Annotated in this window: 3 protein-coding genes; all 3 read left to right on the top strand. The window is 40.5% G+C overall.

Translation table 11 applies throughout. The annotated features are described in order from the left end of the window. Positions 1 to 23: 23 nt before the first annotated feature. Positions 24 to 749 carry a hypothetical protein gene (locus tag AB6D80_RS24330; protein WP_372189871.1) on the top strand — a complete coding sequence of 242 codons (726 nt, stop codon included), beginning with the start codon at positions 24 to 26 and terminating at the stop codon, positions 747 to 749. Positions 750 to 820: 71 nt separating this feature from the next. After that, a complete protein-coding gene (locus AB6D80_RS24325) occupies positions 821 to 1690 on the top strand; it encodes a hypothetical protein (protein WP_372189869.1) in 870 nt (289 codons plus the stop codon). 369 nt (positions 1691 to 2059) lie between these two features. Then, entirely contained in the window at positions 2060 to 4057 is a 1998-nt protein-coding gene (locus tag AB6D80_RS24320; RefSeq protein WP_372189867.1) for a hypothetical protein, read from the top strand. Positions 4058 to 4094 lie beyond the last annotated feature (37 nt).

The raw sequence follows: 4094 nt of genomic DNA, 5'->3' as shown, positions 1-4094 counted from the left end.
TTTGAAAAACAATATGTCGCTTAATGCGGTGTCCAGTCTTACTGGAGCAGATCAGTTCTAGTTTTCCCGATGAGGAGTTGCTACCTGCTGATGGGAAACTAAGCAGAAAATTAACCAAAAAATTCGGCCACTACTTTCAGTGCATGGTATTGGATTACGCTAACGAGCACTTGTTTAAAAGTAAAGAGCTAAGAGCAGACTTTGCACCTGAAACCGAGCAGAAGTCAGAGCTTCGCAAGAAAATGGACAGGGAAGCAAGCTTACCCAAGTCTGAACGTAGCCATAATCATTACACTCATCAATTAGAGCTTGCTCAAGCAAAGATTCAATCGGCAGAACAACAGTATGACAAGTTGCTAGAAAATACCCAGTCACTAGAAGGGCAGTTTGAAAAGTTACTTGATGAAGTCACTGAAGTACAAATTAATCTCAGCGAGCTGCAAGTTGAAAAAGATACTGTAATGACAGAAGTATCGGAGCTCCAGGCACAAAAGTCGCGTCTATCTCAGCTAACGAAAGAATTAACAGAAGCTATCATGCCAAAGTTGGTCAGTGTGTTTAAGAAAGTGCTGCTTGCTATCAATGCTCGTGACCAAAAGATGGCAACAAAACAGATTGAGTATCTTGATTCCGCTTTCAGTGCCGCGTTAGAACTTCCTCCTTTGGTAGCGCAAGGGATTTCCAGGGAAATTAAGGCTATTAAAAAGGCCAATACTACAATCGAAGCCGAAGCTTCAATGAATAAGTAAGTTAGTTCGCGTGACTAACTTACTTCACTAACTAACAAACCTAAAAATAATAATTAAAAAGCGGGTAAAAAATGGCTAGACCAAAATCATATACGGATGACGATGTCATCAAAATTGCTACTCAGCTGATCAGCAAGGGAAAAAAGCCTTCGGGTTGGAGCATAAAAGAAGTATTAGGCCGAGGAAAAATTTCCGCAATTCAATCGGACTTAGATCGCCTGTTCAAAGGTGGACATATCTCTGCTGAATTCTCTTCTCTAGGTTCAGAAGAGTCCGAAGATACCATTGCTTTTCTGTCATATGACCTTCCTGCTGAATTACAAGACCTCTTGGCTAAGCGGGAAGAAGAGCTTTGCAACACACTTCGTGAGATTACGACAATGCTAAATAACAAAGCGCATGAGCACTATGAAACCATGATGGCGATTCGTGTCAGAGATCTCGACGCAAAATACAACCTAATGTATCAAGCAAAAGAGCAAGCAGAAGCAGAGTTATCTGATGTTGAACAACGTCTACAAAAGCAAGTTGAAGAGAAAGAGCACCTTGAAGACAAGATTGAAGAATTAGAGTGTGATTTGGCTGAGTCAAAACAAAATAATTCTGAGCTACTACAGCACAACCTTCATCTTACGAATAACTTGAGTGCAGCGGCAGAGAAATACGAAACACTTCAAGGTACACACCAAGATCTGAAAGGACAGCTTTCAGCACTACAAAACGATCATACTGCTGTAACAGTGAAACTGGAGTTCGCGATAAACGAAAACGAAAGCCTTCAATCATGCGTTGATGAGTTAACTGTTAGGTATGAGGAAGCGAAAGAGCAGTTAGCTGAGACTAGAGCAAAGCTAATTGCCTATCAGGACGCATTACATGCGCCAGAAAGGAAGCGTGATACAGAGATAAGTGAAGATGATTGTAATGCTACCGCGGATTAGTTAGCGGGCAATCTATCAGTTTCCAAACTAGAATGAGGCTTGACCTGACAGGTTGCTCTAACAAGAAAATACGCAAATGTGTTTGAGGAGCGGTTCAGGTTTTACGAACTAAGAAGCTTTGGCCTCAAAATGTGTTAGTTCAGCGCTTAAAGGTATGATATTGATTTTTGGGAACCCCCATTGTTTCCCCAAGTGTTTAATCGCCAGTTAGACAATTCTGTCACCATTTGGCTTTCCTGTTGAAATCATGTTGCAAAAGGAGAGTAGCTCATTAAGTTATCGGTATTTTTCTGTAGTATACTACCGCCTGCATAATCGAATGCGATACCTACATAAGATCAACAAGTACCAATATCTGGAGTATCAACATTGGACGACTTTGATGATGGAATTCACAGTGCTTTTGAAGCTGGACAGCACAACGCGAATACTCTTAAGTTGCTAAGAAACTGGTGTGAACACGCTGAAATTAGCCGTTCAGGCGGTTTCGGGATCGTCGAGGCTCAGACAGGCTTACCTATTGATCATATGGGAATGCAATGTAAATATTCAAAGCATTCTTCTATGCACTGTTGGTTGCTCGAAGATAGTGTCTTTAGCTTCTACAAAAAATGCTGTACAGATTGTGACAAAAGAGTACCTGTTAGCATCCCAAACATTCTGGAGTTTGTTGAGCCAAGGCTTAAAAAAGCAGAGGAAAGGAAGAAAAGAGAGATTGAACTCATTGAGCTTAAGAAGAAAGCTCAATGCGAACGTAAACTCAAACGCTCAGAACTACGGCCAAACTTTAGTTTTGAAGAGACATTTGTTCTTGACCTGTTAGATGAGTTAGACATTGATAACCTTGAGTATAATGACCCAAGGCTTGAAAAGCTTGCCGACCTAGCACCTGAAGTTTTTACTCCTCCGATTGTAGAGCTGTTATTGCAGGCTGTTGAAGGAGAAGACCTACCCTACTCTCACCATGCAGCAAAAGCTTTGATAGCGGCTCCTATAGATGAAAAAAATAAGCTCACTGTAGCTATATATTTGATTAAAAGACACTCTGTATCTTCGGATGTCGTGAATGTAGTCCTGAACAATTCATATGCGCTAAGCATAGAACAGCTAAAAATCACTCTCCGAGTTTTTGCTTCTTTGGCTACAGAGCCACCTCCAAGCTCACTAATGTATTCTGGTCATTCAAAGCCGATAGATTCTGAGCCACTTAAACGGTTATTTGGGACTAGGGAAGTTCACATAAATGAGATTCTAAGCGATTTTTTCAAGGGAACAGAGCTAGGAAAAATAGAGACAGCCACACGCGTTTTGATCGGTCTAAACAATAGCGCTCTATTTTCCAAATTCTTGAGAGACATTGTAGCCTTATTAATGCGTCGACGCATATTGCTGCCAAATGAGCGTAGAGAAAGCAGTATTATCTTTTATCTTCGAAAGGCGGTCTCGTTATGTCTATTTGAGCAACCAGAATTAACTGATGAGACAATTCAAAAGTACTTGGCAGATAATGACCCTGTTGGAGTAGACGAATCAAATAGAATTTACGACTCGACTTTAAGATTTTTGAGCTCAGATACCGAAATTGGTAGCGCTCATAAAATTGCTTTCAGAAGGTTGCTGTGGGCAGCCATTGAACACCCAGACAACTATAAAAATAAAGCCTTAGACACGTTCAGACACACAAGTGACGAGCTTTCAGTACTTGCACACGAAAATTTTGATGATCTAATCGGTGCTGCTGCTACTTTAACGGAAAAATATGAGCAAATAGACAAAGAAAATATCATTGAAGTAGCTGACTCGTTTCTTAACGAACTAGAACGGAACAACAAAAAGAGTGCGATTAACTCCTTACAATCATCGCTAGTTAACCTCGCAGCAGTTGGAGCTAAGCATAAGGGAAATCGGGGCATAGAAGATTTTCTAGGTTTATATAGAAACCTCCCTAAAAACCAGGAGCAGATGCGCGGGTGTATGATTACCCATATATCCAAAATGGTCACAGGAATCAGTAGTTTAAACTTAGTTCTATCTGACTGGTATGGGGCGTTAATGGATGAAAGTGTTTTGGTTAGGGCAAGTGCTATTAAGGCATGGGAAAATATTCCGTATGAAGTTGTAAAAAACTTTCCTGACTTGTTCTTCGATGCTTTCTCTCTCGCTCTTAGCGATCCTTATAAGATGGTTCATAAGAGTGCAGTTAGCGTTTTAAGATATAGGTCGTTTCCTGAAGAAAAGCGCGTGCTTATAAAAATTCCCCTTTGGAACTTAGTATTGGTTTATTCGAAAGAAAGTGATGATGGCGATTTTTTAGTTGATTGTATCAACCTGTTGGTTTCGTTGTGCTTACGGCGTTTTTCAAGGTAGTTGTCATCATTCGCTTGTTTACTAAGCAGCTTCTCTT

Source organism: Vibrio sp. 10N.247.310.17 (assembly GCF_041466605.1).
Lineage (GTDB): Bacteria > Pseudomonadota > Gammaproteobacteria > Enterobacterales > Vibrionaceae > Vibrio > Vibrio tasmaniensis_A.
This window is presented reverse-complemented; position numbering and strand designations above follow the sequence as displayed.